Source organism: Arthrobacter sp. zg-Y238 (assembly GCF_024385525.1).
Taxonomy (GTDB): Bacteria; Actinomycetota; Actinomycetes; order Actinomycetales; family Micrococcaceae; genus Arthrobacter_B; species Arthrobacter_B jinronghuae.
On sequence record NZ_JANFLU010000001.1, the window covers coordinates 512,423 to 526,985 of the forward strand.

The following is a 14,563-nucleotide window of genomic DNA, read 5'->3' on the forward strand; positions in this document are numbered from 1 at the left end:
TGCAGGGAAGCGTACCACGCGGTTCTTTCCGGCGGGATACCCCGCCGGAAATGGCGTGTTCAACCTCAGCGCGTGCGTTCCCGGCGGTTGTCCCGGCCGGCACGGGACAGCACGAGGTAGCCGAGCAGGGCCAGGCCCCACAGCAGGAACAGCGGGTCCCAGAGCCAGGCATGCCCGATCGTCGCCATGCGGTTATAGCCGGTGTCCGGGCGGATCAGCCCGGCCAGCACGGCATTGCTGACCACTGTGTTCGTACCCCCGTACAGCACCAGCACCACGGCGCCGATCCAGCTCACCGTCCGCCAGAGACCCGGCCACGGCACCCGGCCGTACGCCGCCGCCGTGGGAACCAGTGCGGCCGCCGCCTTGAAGGCGGCCACGGCTGCCAGCAGCAGCCCGGTCCGCAGCGGCGCTTCTTCGGATTCCTGCACGGCCCACTGGCCCACGGTGTCCAGCAGCCAGCGGCCGCCCAGCGCCCAGTAGAGGCTGAAAGCGGCGTGCAGCAGCCCGGCGGCGCAGGCCGTCCAAAGAAAGGCGCGGCCGAGCCCGGTCGGGGCCTGCCCGCTGCCTGCCTTCCGTTCAACGGAAGCGTCCATGGAAGTCATTGTGGAAGCCCTCCCGCCGGACGGGAAGTGCCTGCGGAAGAGCGAGCAAATTAACCTGCGGTAATACGGCGGGTTTAATAACGAACAGTTCCTTGACAGATACTGCGGGGGCGCACAGACTGTCCCAAATATAAATTCCGTTCCGGAACATCGAATCAAGTCGGCGTCGCCGATGGTCAAGGGTGTCCAGCGCCGGCGGCGGATGAGCTCTGACTGAAAGCTGACACCCGTGCCCCCAGAAAACACGCCTCCCGAAGCAGCGGATTTCCTTGCCGCCTTCAATGCAGCGTCCCGGCCGGATGCCGAAGCCATGCTGCGGCCCTGCCTGGACGTTCCCCGCTGGTGCAACGAGGTAGCTGCCGCCCGTCCGTTCGCCACGCCCGGAGAGTTGCTGAGCTTCGCCGAGCTGGCCGCCCCGGATTTCACCCAGGCCGAGATCGACGCCGCCCTGGCGCACCACCCGCGCATCGGTGACCGCGCCGACGGCACCGGGGATGAAGCCAGCTTCTCCCGCAGCGAGCAGGCGTCCGTGGGCGGGCTCGAGGGAATCCAGGACCGGCTGCAGGCCGGCAACCGCGCGTACGAAGACCGGTTCGGCCGCGTATTCCTCATCCGTGCAGCCGGCCGCACTGCGGAGGAAATCCTGGCCGTCCTTGAAGAACGGCTGCAGAACACCGACGCCGAAGAACTCCCCGTCATTGCAGCCCAGCTGCGCGACATTGCCATCCTCCGACTCGAAGGACTCTTGAACGCATGACCCGCAGCCACGTCACCACCCACGTCCTGGACACTGCCGCCGGCAGGCCCGCCGCCGGCGTCGCCGCCTCCCTCTGGTCCCTGCATGACGGCGGCGAGACCCGGGTGGGGGAGGGAACCACGGACGGGGACGGCCGGATCGGGAGCCTCGGTCCGGCGGAATTGGAGCCGGGCACCTACCGGATCGACTTCGCCACCGGCGACTACTTTGCCGCCGCCGGAACGGAGACCTTTTTCCCCAGCGTCTCCCTGACCTTTAGCCTCACCGACCCGGCCCAGCACTACCACGTGCCGCTGCTGCTAAGCCCGTTTGCCTACTCCACCTACCGAGGAAGCTGAGCCATGACCGAAGCAACGCAGGCCCCCGCAGGGGACAAGACCGCCACAGCTGCAAGCCCCGAATCGAAGATCGTGCTCGGCCGCAACCAATACGGCAAGGCCGAGGTCCGGCTGGTGAAGGTCACCCGCGACACCGCCCGTCACTCCCTGGAGGACCTCAGTGTCACCTCCCAGCTGCACGGCGACTTCGAGGCCGCCCACACCCAGGGGGACAACTCCTCAGTGGTGGCCACGGACACGCAGAAGAACACCATCTACGCGTTCGCCCGCGACGGCGTCGGTTCGCCCGAGGCGTTCCTGCTGCGGCTGGAACAGCACTTCACCGGCGGGTTCGGCTGGGTTACCGGCGGACGCTGGGCCGCGGAGCAGTACTTCTGGAACCGGATCAGCGACCATGACCACGCCTTCGCCAAGGACAAATCCGAAATCCGCACCGCGGTCCTGGTGTCGGCCGCCGGCAAGCAGCACCTGATCTCGGGGATCAGCGGCCTGACGGTGCTCAAATCCACCGGATCGGAGTTCCACGGTTTCCCACGCGACCGGTACACCACCCTCGCGGAAACCACGGACCGGATCCTCGCCACGGACGTCACGGCCAAGTGGCGCTACGCCCCGGACGCGGACCTGGCCGCCCTGGATTTCAACGCCCTCTACGCCTCCGCGCGGACCCTGCTCCTGGACGCCTTCGCCACCACGCACTCCCTGGCCCTGCAGCAGAGCATGTATGAAATGGGCAAAGCCGTGATCGCCGCGCACCCGGAAATCGTGGAAGTCCGCCTCTCCCTGCCGAACAACCACCATTTCCTGGTTGACCTGTCCCCCTTCGGCCTGGACAACCCCAACGAGGTCTTCTTCGCCGCAGACAGGCCTTACGGACTGATCGAAGCGTCCGTGCTCCGCGATGGCACGGACCCGGATGCACCGGTGTGGAACACCGTGGGCGGGTTCTGCTGATGAGCCGCGCACACCGCGCCGCGCCGGATCGGGCCGCCGCCCGCCCCGAGGATGCCCGGCTGCCGCTGGGCAGCACGTTCGCGTACGGCTTCCAGCACGTGCTGACCATGTACGGCGGGATCATCGCCCCGCCGCTGATTGTCGGCACCGCCGCCGGCCTGGATCCCACCGACGTCGGCATGCTGGTGGCCGCCTGCCTGTTTGTCGGCGGCCTGGCCACCCTGCTGCAGACCGTGGGCATCCCGTTCTTCGGCTCCCAGCTGCCCCTGGTCCAGGGTGTGTCCTTCGCCGGGGTGGCCACCATGACCGCCATTCTCGACGGCGGCGGCGGGCTGCAGTCCGTCTTCGGCGCCGTGATCGTCGCGTCTCTGATCGGGCTGCTGATCACCCCGGTGTTCGCCAGGGTGATCCGCTTCTTCCCGCCGGTGGTCACCGGCGTCGTCATCACCACCATCGGCCTGACCCTGATGCCCGTGGCGGCGAACTGGGCCATGGGCGGCAGCAGCGCCGCCCCGGACTACGGCAGCGTCTCCAACATCGGGCTGGCCGGGCTGACCCTGCTGCTGGTGCTGCTGCTGAGCAAACTGGGCAGCTCCGCCATTTCCCGGCTGTCCATCCTCATTGCCATTGTCCTGGGCACGGTCTTCGCCCTTGTCACCGGCAAGGCCGATTTCTCCGGGGTGGGCACCGGCCCCGTGTTCGCGTTCCCGCAGCCCTTCGCCTTCGGGCTGCCCACCTTCGAGGCGGCGGCCATCATCTCCATGGTGATTGTCATCCTGGTGACCCTCACCGAAACCACCGCGGACATCATCGCCGTGGGGGAGATTGTGGACACGAAGGTGGACGCCAAGCGGATCGGCAACGGCCTGCGGGCCGACATGCTTTCCAGCGCCCTGTCCCCGGTCTTCGACTCCTTCACGCAGAGCGCCTTCGCCCAGAACGTGGGTCTGGTGGCGATCACCGGAGTCAAGAGCCGCTTTGTGGTCAGTGCCGGCGGGCTGATCCTGGTCATCCTTGGCCTGCTGCCGATCCTTGGCCGGGTGGTGGCGGCGGTGCCGACGCCGGTGCTCGGCGGCGCCGGAATTGTCCTGTTCGGCACGGTGGCGGCCAGCGGGATCCGCACCCTGGCCAAGGTGGATTACCGGGACAACATGAACTTCATCATCGTTGCCACGTCCATCGGCTTCGGCATGATCCCGATTGCTGCCCCCACCTTCTACGACCGGTTCCCCAACTGGTTCGGCACCATTTTCCACTCCGGCATCAGCTCCGCCGCCGTCATGGCCATCCTGATGAACATCCTGTTCAACCACATCCGCTCCGGCAATCCGAAGGACCCCTCCGTCTTCGCCGAAGGAGCCGACCGGATTGTGCGCGTCGACAACCTGGCGGCATTGAAAGAGGGCGACCATGTGCAGGACGGCAAACTGCTGGACGCCGACGGCCAGGAAATCCCGCTGACCACCACCGGAACCGAACCCCATTAGGATCTCCACCGTGACACCACCCAATGCCCACCAACCCGTCCTCGGCGCCGAGGACCTGGCCCGGCTGGACGCCGTCCTCGCGGACACCGACCGGCTGCTCACTACGGCCTACCCCGGCGACGACGGCAGCCGCCAGCCCGTCCACACCGTCTACGTTCCGGCAGACCGCTGCGTGCCCGCCCTCCCCGGAACCTGGGGCGAGGAGGGGCTGGCCGCTTTGGCGGCCCACGGATCCCTCGCTGAGCTGGCGGACCGGCTGGGCCTGGACGCCAAAGTGGCCGGCGCCGTCGTCCCGCTGGTCGAGGCGAAACTGCGCACCGAACCGATCGAGGACCTACGCCTGGACTTCGAGGACGGCTACGGTGTCCGGCCCGACGGCGAGGAGGACGGCCATGCCCGGCAGGCGGCCGCCGCCGTGGCCGGGGCGGTGACCGCCGGAACCGCCCCGCCGTTTGTCGGCATCCGGTTCAAGTCCTTCGAAGCTGCCACCCGCGCCCGCGGCGTCCGCACCCTGGACCTGTTCCTGGCCGAACTGCTGGCAGCCGGGCCGCTGCCGGACGGACTGGTGCTGACCCTGCCCAAGGTCTCCACCGTGGAACAGGTCGAGGCCATGGTCTACATCTGCGAACTGTTGGAGGACGCCCACGGGCTGCCCGAAGGAAGGCTCCGGTTCGAGGTGCAGGTGGAAACCCCGCAGCTGATCCTGGCCGCCAACGGCACGGTGCCCGCCGCACAGCTGATCCACCGGGCCAAGGGCCGGGTTTCCGCCTTGCACTACGGCACCTACGACTATTCCGATTCGGTGCAGATCGCCGCGGCATACCAGTCCATGGAGCATCCGGCCGCGGACTACGCCAAGGCCGTGATGCAGGTGGCCGCCGCCGGCACCGGCGTCCGGCTTTCCGACGGCTCCACCAACATCCTGCCGCTGGGTACGCCCGCCGAGATCCGTGCGGCCTGGCAGCTGCATGCCCGGCTGGTGCGCCGATCCCTGGAACGCGGCTTCTACCAGGGCTGGGACCTGCATCCGGCGCAGCTGCCCACCCGCTTCCTGGCCACCTACGCCTTTTACCGGGAGGGGTTCGACGCCGCCGCGGGGCGCCTGCGCAATTACGTGCAGAAACGCGGCGGCAGCGTGCTCGACGAACCGGCCACGGCCCGCGCGCTGGCCCGGTTCGTCCACCGAGGACTGCTGTGCGGAGCACTCACCGAAGCCGAGATTGCACGCGGCACCGGGCTCACCGGCGTCGAACTTGCCGCCCTCGCCCATCCAGCCGCCCATCCCTCCGCCTCCGCCACCGCGGAAGCCGCCACCGCCGAAGAAAAGGTCCGATAGTGAACACGCCCCGCTACTACGCCCCCGAAGGCGGACTGCCCGCACAGACCGATCTGCTCACCGGACGGGCCGTGGTCACCGAGGCCTACACCGTGATTCCCCGCGGCGTGCTGCGGGACATCGTGGTCAGCGTGCTGCCCGAATGGACCGATACCCGCGCCTGGATCCTCAACCGGCCGGTGGCCGGCGGCGCCACCACGTTCGCCCAGTACCTGATGGAGGTGGCCCCGGGCGGCGGCTCCCGCGCCCCCGAACCGGAACTTGAAGTGCAGTCCTTCATTTTCGTCCTCGAGGGCACCCTGACCGTCCGCCGCCTGGGCCGGGACCATGAACTCACCCCGGGCGGGTTCGCCTACCTGCCGCCGGAAACGCTGTGGGGCGCGTTCAACGAGGGGCAGGAAACGGTGAAATTCGCCTGGATCCGCAAGGCCTACCAGCCGCTCGTCGGACATACTCCGGCGCCGGTGTTCGGGAACGAGGCGGACATCGCACCGACGCCCATGCCAGGCACGGACAACAAATGGCGCACCACCCGGATGATCCCGGTGGACGACGTCGCCTATGACATGCACGTGAACGTGGTGACCTTCGAACCCGGTGCCGTAATTCCCTTCGCCGAAACCCACGTGATGGAGCACGGGCTGTACGTGCTCGAGGGCAAGGCGGTGTACCGGCTCAACCAGGACTGGGTGGAGGTGGAGGAGGGGGACTACCTGTCCCTGCGCGCGTTCTGTCCGCAGGCCTGTTACGCCGGGGGCCCCTCGAACTTCCGCTACCTCCTTTATAAGGACGTAAACCGCCAGGTCCTGCTGGGAGGCCGGTGATGCACGACGGCGCCCGCGCCGGATACTCGGTGAACTGCTCCATCCTCTTTACCGAGCTTCCGCTGCTGGAACGTCCGGCCGCCGCGCGTGCCGCCGGGTTCGACACCGTGGAATTCTGGTGGCCGTTTACCGAACCGGTCCCGCCGCAGGCACAGGTGGCCGAGTTCGAGGCAGCCATCCGTGACGCCGGGGTTCGGCTGGGTGCTTTGAACTTCGACGCCGGGGCAATGCCCGCGGGCGAACGAGGATTGCTGTCCCTGCCGCACCGGGGAGCGGATTTCCGGGCCAACGTGCAGGTGGTGGCGGGAATCGGGGAACGGCTGGGCTGCCGGCTGTTCAACGCCCTCTACGGCAACCGCAATCCCCGTTTCACCCCGGAGGAGCAGGACACCGAAGCCGGACGGAACCTGCTGGAGGCGGCCCGCGCCGTCGCGCCCTTCGGCGGAACCGTGCTGCTGGAACCGCTCAGCGGCGCTCCGGACTATCCCCTGAAAACGGCGGCGGACGTGTTCGCGGTGCTGGACCGGATGCACAGCGCCGGGGCGGCCAACACGGCGCTGCTCGCCGATTTCTACCATCTGGCGGTGAACGGCGACGACGTCGCGGCGCTGGTGGCCGCCGACGCCGGCCGGTTCGGGCACATCCAGATAGCCGATGCTCCCGGCCGCGGGGCGCCCGGAACCGGAAGTCTGCCGCTGGCCGACTGGGTCCGGGCGAGCCGCAGCGGCGGCTACCGCGGGGAGGTGTCGCTGGAATACGCGGCGCCGGTTTCCGGGGCTTTCGGCTGGTTGAAGTCGGATGCGGACGCGGAGGCGGACCGCTACGACCTGGTGATCCGCGGCAACGCGGTCCTCACCCCGGAAGGGATTGTTCCGGCGGAAGTAGCCGTGCGGAACGGCTCGATTGCCGCCGTCGTCCCGCTGGGCACCGGGCTGGAAGGCGAGCGGCTGCTGGAACTGGCCGACGATGAAGCCCTGCTGCCCGGACTGGTGGACACCCATGTCCACGTGAACGAGCCGGGCCGCACCGAGTGGGAGGGATTCGCGTCGGCCACCCGGGCGGCGGCGGCCGGCGGAGTCACCACGCTGATCGACATGCCGCTGAACAGCATCCCGCCCACCGTGAACGTGGAGGCGCTGGAGACCAAGCGGGCCTGCGCCGAGCCGCAGGCCGTCGTTGACGTCGGATTCTGGGGCGGAGCGGTTCCCGGAAACGAAGCGGACCTGCGTCCCCTGCACGACGCCGGCGTGTTCGGCTTCAAATGCTTCCTGGTCCACTCCGGCGTCGACGAATTCCCGCACCTGGAACCGGCGGAAATGGAAACTGTCCTCGCCGAACTGAAGACCTTCGACGCCCTGCTGATTGTCCACGCCGAAGACCCGGGCAAGATCCGGGACACCCCGGCCGGTTCGCGGTACGCCGGCTTCCTCGCCTCGCGCCCGCCGGAAGCGGAGAACACCGCCGTCGGACAGGTCATCGAGGCGGCACGGCGCACCGGGGCACGGGCACACATTCTGCACCTGTCCTCCGCCGAGGCGCTGCCCCTGATCCGCGCGGCGAAGGACGACGGCGTCCGTCTGACCGCCGAGACCTGCCCGCACTACCTGACCCTGACCGCCGAGGAGATTCCCGACGGCGCGACGGCGTTCAAATGCTGCCCGCCGATCCGTGAGGACGCGAACCGGGAACAGCTCTGGGCAGGGCTGGCGGACGGAACCATCGACTGCATTGTGTCGGACCACTCGCCCAGCACCCAGGATCTGAAGGACCTGGTGCGCGGGGACTTCGGTGTTGCCTGGGGCGGGGTGTCCTCGCTGCAGTTGGGCCTGCCGCTGATCTGGACCGAGGCCCGTACCCGCGGGATTCCGCTGGAGCGGGTGCTGCACTGGATGTCCGCGGCGCCGGCGGCGCTGGCCGGGCTGGATCGGAAGGGCGGCATTGTGCCGGGCAAGGACGCCGACTTTGCGGTCTTTGCGGCCGGGGACACGTTCACCGTGGATCCGGCGGCCCTGCAGCATAAGAATCCGGTCACGCCGTACGCGGGGAAGCAGCTCACCGGCGTCGTGCGGCGGACGCTGCTGGCCGGCGTCGACGTCGACCCTGCTGTTCCGGCCGGCAGTCTGCTGCGCCGGGGCGGGGCGTAGCCGGGGACGGTTTAGGTGACGGTGCCCACATGACGCCCGTCGCATTTTCGGAACCGCCCGCCGTGAAAGTAATGTCTTATTTATGGCCCCCTTCCGAAACAGCCGCGCTGCTGCCCTCCCCGCAAAACTGTCCCGTTCCTGGCTGCTGGCATCCGCCGCAGACGAAGCGAACTTTGCACCGGCGCTGGCGTCCGAGGCCGATTCCGTGGTCTTCGACATGGAAGACGCTGTTCCGGCCGGCGGCAAGGCCGAGGCCCGCGAACGAGTCGTCGAGGCACTGTCCACCGGCATGACGGCCTGGGTTCGCGTCAACGGCATTGAAACCGACTACTGGGCCGATGACCTCGCCGCCCTGTCCAAGGCCCCGGGCCTGCGCGGCGTGATGCTCGCGATGACCGAGAAGCCCGAGCAGGTCACCCACACGGCCATGCGGCTGCAGGCCGGCACCCCGGTGCTCGCCCTCGTTGAATCCGCCCTCGGCATTGAAAACGCCACCGCCATCGCCAGTGCGCCGGGCACGTTCCGCCTCGCGTTCGGCGTCGGTGATTTCCGCCGCGACACCGGCGCCTCGGATGATCCGATGGCCCTGGCCTACGCCCGCTCCAAGCTCGTGGTCGCTTCCCGTGTCGGCCAGCTCCCCGGCCCCATCGACGGTCCTACCGTCGGCGCGCTGGGCGAGAAGCTGCTGGAGGCCTGCAAGGTCACCCAGAGCATGGGCATGACCGGCAAGCTGTGCCTGATGCCCGAGGCCACGGACTTCATCAACCAGGGCCTTTCGCCGAGCGAATCCGAAATCACCTGGGCCCACGAGCTGCTGGAAGCGCACGCTGCCGGCGCCGTGGTGGGCGACGGCTCCTACCTGCCGCGCCTGGCCCGCGCCCAGAAGATCTCCTCGCTGGCGGACTCCTACGGACTCTGGAACGCCTAAGCGGGTTTGTCTGCCCGCTCCAGCAGCTGCAGCACCAGCCGGGTGAGGGTGAACGCGGCGTCCATGTCGTAATCCGGCTGGCTGATGTCCGCGAACAGGTGTGACGCTCCCATGTAAAGGAAGAGCTCGGCGTCCGGCGTGGACGCGGCCAGGTTCTCCGCGGCGTCGAGGTCCCCGCTGTCCACGAATTCCTCATCGGCGTCCATGCCGTGGATCTGCACCGGCACGCCGGCCGGCCAGGTGTCGGCGAAGGCGCGAAGCGGGATGCATCCGCTGACCAGCACCGCGCCACGGGCACCGGGCCGGGTCTGCGCCAGCCGCTGGGCCGGGATCACGCCGAGCGAGAAGCCGATATAGACCATTTCCGCAGGGAACCGGTTCGCAATACTGACGCCGAGCTCTTCGATGGTGTCCATGCCCATCTCCTGGGCATAGGCCACCCCGTCCTCCAGCTCGGTGAAGGTACGCCCGTCATAGAGATCGGGCACCGTCACCGTGTGGCCCGCTTCGCGCAGGACCTCGGCAAAGGCATCCATGCCGGAGGTCAGGCCGAGCGCGTGGTGGAAGAGCAGGACGTTGGCCATGGGGACTCCTAGGGTTCGACGAGGATTCCGTCCTCGTCGGCGTAGAGCGTTGCGCCGGGACGGAAGGTGACGCCGCCGAACTCTACGGGCACATCCACCTCGCCGACAGAGTTTTTGGCGCTCTTGCGCGGATTCGAGCCCAGCGCCTTCACGCCCAGCGGCAGCTTGGCGACGGCGGCGCGGTCACGGATGGCGCCGTTGATGACGACGCCGGCCCAGCCGTTCTCCACGGCGGCCCCGGCAATCAGGTCCCCCATCAAGGCGGTGTTCAGCGACCCGGCGCCGTCGACCACCAGTACCGCGCCCTCGCCGGGGGAGTTCAACAGGGACTTGATGATGCCGTTGTCCTCCAGGCAGCGGACGGTGCGGATAGGGCCGGTGAAGCCCACATGTCCGCCCAGATCCTGGAACTGCAGGGACACCGACGCCAGCTCGTGGCCGCGTTCGTCGTACAGGTCAGCTGTGCTTGTGTTCATGGCACCACTGTGGCAGACGGCACAGTGGTGAATCACCCTGCCACGCCGAGGGTTGGCCGTCAGCCGGCCCTCGGTTTGTCCGGATCCCTGCAGTTTGTCCGGATCCCTGCGTCGCGCGGCGCAGGGATTGTCACAAACCGCAGGGTTCTTCCCAAACCGCGGGGAATTCCGCGCCGGACACCGCCGGGTGTCCCCGGGAGGTTACGTCTGCGCCTGCTGGGCGTGGGATTTCAGGACGTCCACGATTTCCAGCAGGTCGGAGACGGAATGCGTGCGGCTGTCACGGGTGGCCTGCGGCCAGCCGCCGGGCAGGCCCTCGTTGTAATACAGGCCGTCGGCCAGCAGGGTGATGGCACGGGCAATGCCCGGATCGCCCACCTCGTCGTGGACCAGATCGAACCAGCTGCGGTGGATGTCCTGCAGCAGCTCCGAGGCCACGGGATCGGAGGCCTGCGCCAGGCGGACGACGCCGATCAGTGCCCGGTCCAGCTCGCTGCCGACGTATACGGAGCTGCGGACCAGATACCGCGCCGGCCCTTCCGGATCCTCGCGCATGGTCTGCAGGTCTGCCGCGGCCAGACCGCGGAGCTTTTCGATCAGGGCGCCGGCCATCGCTTCCTTGTTCTTGAAGTGATAGAGCAGGCCGCCTTTGGAAACTTCGGCGCGCGCGACGACGGCATCCAGGGTGGCGCCGCGTGGGCCTTCGTTGATGAGGAGCTCCTCATAGGCATCGAGGATGCGGTCCCGGGCGGGACGAGAGTTGGGCATGCTTTTACGCTACGCCATCAGCGGACGAAACAACCGCAGATTCGCCACCGTACAGTCTAGACGGTACAGTAGTTATTCGGGTATTTCCCGTTATGAATCCCTAACGCAGTTCCAGAAGGAGGAAGCCGTGCTGGCGGTCCAGGAGAAACCCGCAGTTACGCGTGCAGGAACGCGCGAATGGTGGGGGCTCGCAGTCCTGATGCTGCCCGTTCTGCTCATCTCCATCGACAACAACGTCCTGAGCTTCGCCATCCCGTCGCTCTCGCAGGCGCTGGCCCCCACCGGCGTCGAACTGTTGTGGATCGTGGACGTGTACGCCTTGGTCCTGGCCGGCCTGCTGGTGCCCATGGGCAGTCTCGGTGACCGGATCGGCCGGCTCCGCCTGCTGATGATCGGCAGCGTGGGCTTCGGCGTCTTCTCCCTGGTTGCCGCATTTGCACCCTCCGCGGCACTGCTGATCGTGGCCCGAGCCCTGATGGGCGTATTCGGCGCCATGTTGATGCCCGCCACGTTGTCGCTGATCCGCAACATCTTCACCGACCCCTCCCAGCGCCGGATCGCGGTGGCCATCTGGGCGGCCGGCTTCTCCGGCGGCGCGGCCCTCGGCCCGATCGTGGGCGGCGTGCTGCTCGAGCACTTCTGGTGGGGCTCGGTGTTCCTGCTGTCCATCCCGGTCCTGCTGCCGCTGCTGATCTTCGCCCCGATGCTGCTGCCCGAGTCCAAGGACCCCAGCCCCGGCGCCGTCGACATTCTCGGCGTCGTCCTGGTCATGGGCGCCATGCTCTCGGTCACCTACGGCATCAAGGAGTTCGCGCACGACGGCGCCGCGGCCGGCCTGCCGTTCATCGCCGCCGGCCTGGTTCTGGGCTTCCTGTTTGTCCGTCGCCAGCTCTCGCGCGAAAAGCCGATGCTCGACGTCCGGCTGTTCCGGAACCCGGTCTTCACCGGCTCCATAGCCGCGAACCTGCTCAGCCTGTTCGCGATGGTCGGCTTCATCTTCTTCCTCTCCCAGCACCTGCAGCTGGTGGTGGGGCAGACGCCCATCGAAGCGGGCCTGACCATGCTCCCCGGTCTGGTGCTGACCATCATCACCGGCCTGGCCGTGGTGCCCCTGGTGAAGCGGGTCCGCCCCGCGGTTGTGGTGGCCGGCGGGCTGCTCTTCAACGGAGCCGGCTACGCCCTGGTTTTTGCCGCGGGGGAGTCGGTGACCGTGTTCGAACTGGTTATCGCGTTCCTGCTGCTGGGCGTGGGCGTGGGGGCCGCGGAAACCATTTCCAATGACCTGATCCTGGCCAGCGTTCCGCCGTCCCGTGCCGGATCCGCCTCGGCCATTTCCGAGACCGCCTATGAGATCGGATCCGTCCTGGGCACTGCCGTCCTGGGCAGCATCCTGACCGCTGCCTACCGCAGCGGCGTTTCCGTTCCGGGAGGCTTGACCCCTGAGCAGACGGCTTCGGCCGGGGAAACCCTTGGCGGCGCCGTCGAAGCGGCCCGGGAGTTGCCGGCGGAGGCTGCCTCGGCGCTGCTCCATTCAGCGCAGTCGGCCTTCGATTCCGGCGTCAACATCACCTCGCTGATCGGCCTGGTCACCATGGTGGTTGCCGCCGTCGGTGCCGGCGTCCTGCTGCGTCGGGTTCCGGCCCACCGGTAGTTCCGGTCCGGCCTCGGGGATTCCCGGTGCGACGCCAGGACCGGGCCGCCGTCGTCGACCGTCCCGTGAGCTACGGGGCTCAGTCCCGGTGGGGACGGGCGATCAGCACGGGGCAGTAGGCGTGCGCGGCCACAGTGGTGCTGACGGAACCGAGCAGCAGTCCGGCAAAACCGCCGCGCCCGCGGTTGCCCACCACCAGCATCTCGGCCCCGCGGCTGGCTTCCATCAACACCCCGGCCGTCTGCCCGGCCACCGCTGACTGGGTTAGACCCTCCGGAGTGCCCTTACCTTCGAAGGCTGCTTCCACCGCTTCGGCCAGGCCCCGCTCGGCTTCCACCCGCGGCGACCAATCGGCGGTGGGAAACGGTGTCGCCAGCATTGCCGGATACTCCCACACCGTGATGGCATCAATGCGGCAGTCCAGCAGGTCCGCCAGCCGACGGGCCAGGCGGAGCGCCTCCAGTGACTCCTCTGAGCCGTCCACGCCAACGACAATCCGCTTCCGGGTTCCCTCAGTCATGATGCTCCCTTCGAGGCAGTTGCATATTCAGCAGTTTGCGCCCCGGCAGCTGGCAGGGCCAGAGCAGCGGCGGTTTGTGTGGCGGAACCGCAGACTTGAGCGGAACCGCTAATCGGGCATAGGGTAATAAGCATGCTTACTTAGCGTGAGCGCCCGCCTTTTACGGCGGCCCTAACCGGACCGCCCGAATGGACTGACCTACCGAAAGTGGGAACTTCTATGACAAACGGCAACAAGTCGGACCAGTACACCTTCCAGAACCCCGTGGACCGCTACCCGTCCATCGCCCCGCCCATCCAGGACCAGCCGGAGCCGGGCCTGGACAAGGACATGACCCCGCATGTGGACCACGGCGAGGACACCTACCGCGGGACCGGGCGTCTGGAGGGCCGCAAGGCGCTCATTACCGGCGGCGATTCCGGCATCGGCGCGGCTGTGGCCATCGCCTTCGCCCGCGAGGGGGCCGACGTCGCCATCTCCTACCTTCCCGAGGAGGAGCCGGACGCCCAGCACATTGCCGAGGTGGTCGAGAAGACCGGCCGCAAGCTGGTGCGGCTTCCCGGTGATCTCAAGGATCCCGAGTACTGCCGCCAGCTGGTCGAGGACGCCGTTTCCGCCCTGGGCGGGCTGGACATCCTGGTCAACAACGCGGGCAAGCAGATTGCCGTGGAGAACCTCGAGGATCTCTCCGACGAGCAGCTGGACCACACGTTCAAGACCAACATCTACTCGTTCTTCCGGGTGACGAAGGCCGCGCTGAAGCACCTGCCGGCCGGATCGAGCATCATCAACACCACCTCGATCCAGGCCTACGAGCCGTCCGCCGACCTGCTGGACTACGCCAGCACCAAGGCGGCCATCAACAACTTCACCAAGGGTCTGGGCCAGCAGCTTGCACCCAAGGGAATCCGCGTGAACGCCGTGGCGCCGGGTCCGTTCTGGACCCCGCTGCAGCCGTCCGACGGACAGCAGAAGGAAGCGCTGACGGAGTTCGGCCAGAGCACCCCGCTGGGCCGTGCGGGCCAGCCCACCGAACTGGCCCCGGCCTACGTCTTCCTGGCGTCGCCGGAATCCAGCTACGTGATCGGCGAAACGCTGAACGTCAACGGCGGCACCCCGTCCCCGTAACGTCTGCGGTTTCATCCCGTTAAAACTGAGGCCCCGCATCTGCGGGGCCTCAGTTTGTTTAAG

General features: G+C 68.0%; 15 protein-coding genes and 1 pseudogene. 11 read left to right on the top strand and 5 right to left on the bottom strand.

Annotated features, from left to right (window positions below):
• Positions 1–65: 65 nt before the first annotated feature.
• Entirely contained in the window at positions 66–596 is a 531-nt protein-coding gene (locus NNX38_RS02565) for a DUF3995 domain-containing protein (RefSeq protein WP_255796585.1), read from the bottom strand.
• Between the two features lie 238 nt (positions 597–834).
• Here NNX38_RS02565 and uraD point away from each other — a divergent pair, with 238 nt between their 5' ends.
• The 9 genes and pseudogenes from uraD (at position 835) to NNX38_RS02610 (ending at position 9,373) form a co-directional block, all read left to right on the top strand.
• The gene (gene uraD, locus NNX38_RS02570) at positions 835–1,362 is read left to right on the top strand and encodes a 2-oxo-4-hydroxy-4-carboxy-5-ureidoimidazoline decarboxylase (RefSeq protein WP_255796586.1); all 528 of its coding nucleotides are present in this window, start codon (positions 835–837) and stop codon (positions 1,360–1,362) included.
• Positions 1,359–1,700: a hydroxyisourate hydrolase gene (uraH, locus tag NNX38_RS02575; protein ID WP_255796587.1), complete on the top strand. Its 342-nt coding sequence runs from the start codon at positions 1,359–1,361 to the stop codon at positions 1,698–1,700. Before uraD ends, uraH begins: the two co-directional genes overlap by 4 nt.
• Before the next feature lie 3 nt (positions 1,701–1,703).
• A complete protein-coding gene (gene pucL / locus NNX38_RS02580) occupies positions 1,704–2,654 on the top strand; it encodes a factor-independent urate hydroxylase (protein WP_255796588.1) in 951 nt (316 codons plus the stop codon).
• Positions 2,654–4,141, top strand: a complete 1,488-nt coding sequence (locus NNX38_RS02585; RefSeq protein WP_255796589.1) for a nucleobase:cation symporter-2 family protein — start codon at positions 2,654–2,656, stop codon at positions 4,139–4,141. Before pucL ends, NNX38_RS02585 begins: the two co-directional genes overlap by 1 nt.
• A gap of 10 nt (positions 4,142–4,151) precedes the next feature.
• Positions 4,152–5,477 carry an aldolase/citrate lyase family protein gene (locus NNX38_RS02590; protein ID WP_255796590.1) on the top strand — a complete coding sequence of 442 codons (1,326 nt, stop codon included), beginning with the start codon at positions 4,152–4,154 and terminating at the stop codon, positions 5,475–5,477.
• Positions 5,477–6,301 (top strand): bifunctional allantoicase/(S)-ureidoglycine aminohydrolase, encoded by an 825-nt coding sequence (locus tag NNX38_RS02595; RefSeq protein WP_229950767.1) that lies wholly within the window; start codon positions 5,477–5,479, stop codon positions 6,299–6,301. Before NNX38_RS02590 ends, NNX38_RS02595 begins: the two co-directional genes overlap by 1 nt.
• Positions 6,301–7,056, top strand: a pseudogene (locus NNX38_RS02600) (hydroxypyruvate isomerase family protein); the annotation flags it as partial. The gene NNX38_RS02595 and the pseudogene NNX38_RS02600, both read left to right, overlap by 1 nt.
• Positions 7,045–8,445, top strand: coding sequence for an allantoinase AllB (allB, locus tag NNX38_RS02605; protein ID WP_370646356.1), 1,401 nt, complete (start codon positions 7,045–7,047; stop codon positions 8,443–8,445). The pseudogene NNX38_RS02600 and the gene allB, both read left to right, overlap by 12 nt.
• Before the next feature lie 82 nt (positions 8,446–8,527).
• Entirely contained in the window at positions 8,528–9,373 is an 846-nt protein-coding gene (locus NNX38_RS02610) for a CoA ester lyase (RefSeq protein WP_230022352.1), read from the top strand.
• Here the strand turns inward: NNX38_RS02610 and NNX38_RS02615 are convergent.
• The 3 genes from NNX38_RS02615 to NNX38_RS02625 form a co-directional block, all read right to left on the bottom strand.
• Entirely contained in the window at positions 9,370–9,957 is a 588-nt protein-coding gene (locus NNX38_RS02615; protein WP_255796591.1) for a dienelactone hydrolase family protein, read from the bottom strand. The genes NNX38_RS02610 and NNX38_RS02615 overlap by 4 nt on opposite strands.
• 8 nt (positions 9,958–9,965) lie before the next feature.
• A complete protein-coding gene (rraA, locus tag NNX38_RS02620; protein ID WP_255796592.1) occupies positions 9,966–10,433 on the bottom strand; it encodes a ribonuclease E activity regulator RraA in 468 nt (155 codons plus the stop codon).
• Between the two features lie 201 nt (positions 10,434–10,634).
• Positions 10,635–11,201, bottom strand: coding sequence for a TetR/AcrR family transcriptional regulator (locus NNX38_RS02625; protein ID WP_255796593.1), 567 nt, complete (start codon positions 11,199–11,201; stop codon positions 10,635–10,637).
• A 127-nt stretch (positions 11,202–11,328) separates the two neighbouring features.
• On the opposite strand from NNX38_RS02625, the gene NNX38_RS02630 reads away from it, so the two are divergent.
• Positions 11,329–12,852, top strand: a complete 1,524-nt coding sequence (locus NNX38_RS02630) for an MFS transporter (protein WP_255796594.1) — start codon at positions 11,329–11,331, stop codon at positions 12,850–12,852.
• A gap of 79 nt (positions 12,853–12,931) precedes the next feature.
• Here the strand turns inward: NNX38_RS02630 and NNX38_RS02635 are convergent, their stop codons facing one another.
• On the bottom strand, positions 12,932–13,372 hold the full coding sequence (locus NNX38_RS02635) for a universal stress protein (RefSeq protein WP_255796595.1): 441 nt from the start codon (positions 13,370–13,372) through the stop codon (positions 12,932–12,934).
• A 219-nt stretch (positions 13,373–13,591) separates the two neighbouring features.
• Here NNX38_RS02635 and NNX38_RS02640 point away from each other — a divergent pair, with 219 nt between their 5' ends.
• On the top strand, positions 13,592–14,500 hold the full coding sequence (locus NNX38_RS02640; RefSeq protein WP_229950751.1) for an SDR family oxidoreductase: 909 nt from the start codon (positions 13,592–13,594) through the stop codon (positions 14,498–14,500).
• The last annotated feature ends 63 nt before the right edge of the window (positions 14,501–14,563 follow it).

Coding starts and splice junctions, on each gene's coding strand:
- rraA (WP_255796592.1), bottom strand. CDS start 10,433: ATGAACACAAGCACAGCTGACCTGTACGACGAACGCGGCCACGAGCTG.
- NNX38_RS02635 (WP_255796595.1), bottom strand. CDS start 13,372: ATGACTGAGGGAACCCGGAAGCGGATTGTCGTTGGCGTGGACGGCTCA.
- NNX38_RS02640 (WP_229950751.1), top strand. CDS start 13,592: ATGACAAACGGCAACAAGTCGGACCAGTACACCTTCCAGAACCCCGTG.
- pucL (WP_255796588.1), top strand. CDS start 1,704: ATGACCGAAGCAACGCAGGCCCCCGCAGGGGACAAGACCGCCACAGCT.
- NNX38_RS02565 (WP_255796585.1), bottom strand. CDS start 596: ATGGACGCTTCCGTTGAACGGAAGGCAGGCAGCGGGCAGGCCCCGACC.
- uraH (WP_255796587.1), top strand. CDS start 1,359: ATGACCCGCAGCCACGTCACCACCCACGTCCTGGACACTGCCGCCGGC.
- NNX38_RS02625 (WP_255796593.1), bottom strand. CDS start 11,201: ATGCCCAACTCTCGTCCCGCCCGGGACCGCATCCTCGATGCCTATGAG.
- NNX38_RS02610 (WP_230022352.1), top strand. CDS start 8,528: ATGGCCCCCTTCCGAAACAGCCGCGCTGCTGCCCTCCCCGCAAAACTG.
- NNX38_RS02615 (WP_255796591.1), bottom strand. CDS start 9,957: ATGGCCAACGTCCTGCTCTTCCACCACGCGCTCGGCCTGACCTCCGGC.
- NNX38_RS02585 (WP_255796589.1), top strand. CDS start 2,654: ATGAGCCGCGCACACCGCGCCGCGCCGGATCGGGCCGCCGCCCGCCCC.